This window comes from Klebsiella sp. 28 (assembly GCF_018223905.1).
Lineage (GTDB): Bacteria > Pseudomonadota > Gammaproteobacteria > Enterobacterales > Enterobacteriaceae > Klebsiella > Klebsiella pneumoniae.
This window is the reverse complement of sequence record NZ_JAGRQY010000245.1, coordinates 1-2,058: the sequence shown is the minus strand read 5'-3', so window position 1 is coordinate 2,058 and position 2,058 is coordinate 1. Positions and strand designations below refer to the sequence as shown.

The following is a 2,058-nucleotide window of genomic DNA, read 5'->3' as shown; positions in this document are numbered from 1 at the left end:
GTACACGTCCCAATGCATCTTTAATATCAATAGCTCAACGGTTTTCAGATATTATTGTAGTGTTTTTGGGGTTATATTTTGTTTGTCTAATCCATAGTTTTGATTTTGATTATCATAAGATATTGATCATATTAATTACACTTGTTTGTTTTCAAATGATTGGTGGAATGACAGATTTTTATCGTTCTTGGAGGGGAACAAAGCTTTCTTTTGAGATTTTTCTAATTATTAAAAATTGGTCTGTTTGTATATTCTTATCTTTAGGGGTTGGTTTTTTCTTCAAAATAAATGAGATCAGTATTCAATATGTATTTGAATGGTATGCCATAGTCTGTATTGGATTCATTTTATCACGCTCAGCAATAAGATGTTTCTTGGCTTTAATTCGTCACATTGGATATAATAGACGATATATTGTAATTGCTGGAGATCTGCCTGTTGGACAAAATTTGGCGAAAGGCTTCTGTGAGCAACCTTGGTTAGGTCTTGTGGTGTTGGGCGTATATAATGATAACAAAACTAACATAACATCTGAAATCCCTTATTTGGGTGATCTCGACCAACTTGTAAAGGATGCTAAAAGTAAGAGGATAGACCGCATATATATATCTATGCCAATGAGTGAGGAAGTGAAGATAAAAAAACTTATTAACGAACTTACTGATACAACCTGTTCGGTGATATTGATCCCAGATATTTTCACTTTTAATATCCTTCAGTCTCGTACTGAGGAAATAAATGGAATTCCTGTTGTACCTCTGTTTGATACTCCTTTAAATGGTATCAATATGGTTATTAAAAGGCTTGAAGATATTGTCCTTTCAGTTGCTATCCTTGTTTTAATATCACCTATTTTATTAATTATATCTGCTGTTATAAAAGCGACTTCATCCGGCCCTATTATATTTAAACAAAAAAGGTATGGGATTGATGGTAAACCGATAAAGGTATGGAAATTTCGAACCATGACAGTTATGGAAGATGGTGGAGATGTTGTTCAAGCGACAAAAAAAGATGCTAGAATTACACCAGTTGGTAAATTCTTACGTAGTACGTCTCTTGATGAATTGCCCCAGTTTATTAATGCATTGCGTGGTGAGATGTCCATCGTAGGCCCTCGTCCGCATGCTGTTGCTCATAATGAACAGTATCGAAGCCTTATTCAAGGCTATATGTTACGTCATAAAGTCAAACCAGGTATCACTGGATGGGCGCAGATTAATGGATGGCGTGGTGAAACGGATACTTTAGAAAAAATGGAAAAGCGAATCGAATATGATTTGGAGTATATACGAAACTGGAGTATCTGGTTTGATCTGAAAATTATATTCTTGACAATCTTCAAAGGATTTGTACATAAGTCTGCTTATTGAGTTTTTTATACAAGCTACTTCAGGTGATGAGGTAGCTGTTGTTTTTTTTTCATGCTATGATCATATTTTTAATTTAATTTTTTTCTTTCCTAAATCCTTTTAATTAGGTTGATATTTATATGTCAATAAGTGTAGGTATTGCTCTAGCCACCTATAATGGTGAATCTTTTTTAAATGAGATGTTAAATTCTATTGAAAAACAGACTTATAGTAATTTCATGATTCATATATGTGATGATGGCTCATCAGATAAAACGTTAGAAATTATTAGAGGGCACAATCTATTTTTAAAAAATAAAATACAGATTCATTTAACCTCCGGTGGGAATGGAGCAATGAGAAATTTCAGAAGAACTTTGAGCTATTGTACTGAAGAGTTTATTGCCCTTTGTGATCAGGATGATTATTGGGTATCTGATAAGCTTGAGAAAATGTTGCAAAAATTTGAGGGAAAGGATTCCAATATTCCTATTTTAGTATTTTCCGACTTGCAAATTGTTGATGGTTCGTTAAATCAAATCCACGCTTCTTTTTTTACAAGTTCTAGTAAAAGTTCATTAAGTAAAAAACCTCAGGATTTTTTTGTTAATAACCATATTCCCGGTTGTGCTATGCTTTTTAATTCTAGTGCAAAAAAATGTTTTGAGCCAATCCCTGATAATGTAAAAATGCATGATTGGTGGAT

2 protein-coding genes are annotated in these 2,058 nt (G+C 33.0%); both read left to right on the top strand.

The annotated features are described in order from the left end of the window. Window positions 1-1,373: undecaprenyl-phosphate glucose phosphotransferase (gene wcaJ / locus KHQ28_RS27415; RefSeq protein ID WP_211777765.1), on the top strand; the 1,373-nt coding region annotated here is incomplete at its 5' end. 119 nt (window positions 1,374-1,492) lie between these two features. Beyond that, a partial coding sequence (locus tag KHQ28_RS27410) for a glycosyltransferase (protein WP_211777764.1) occupies window positions 1,493-2,058 on the top strand: 566 nt, incomplete at its 3' end.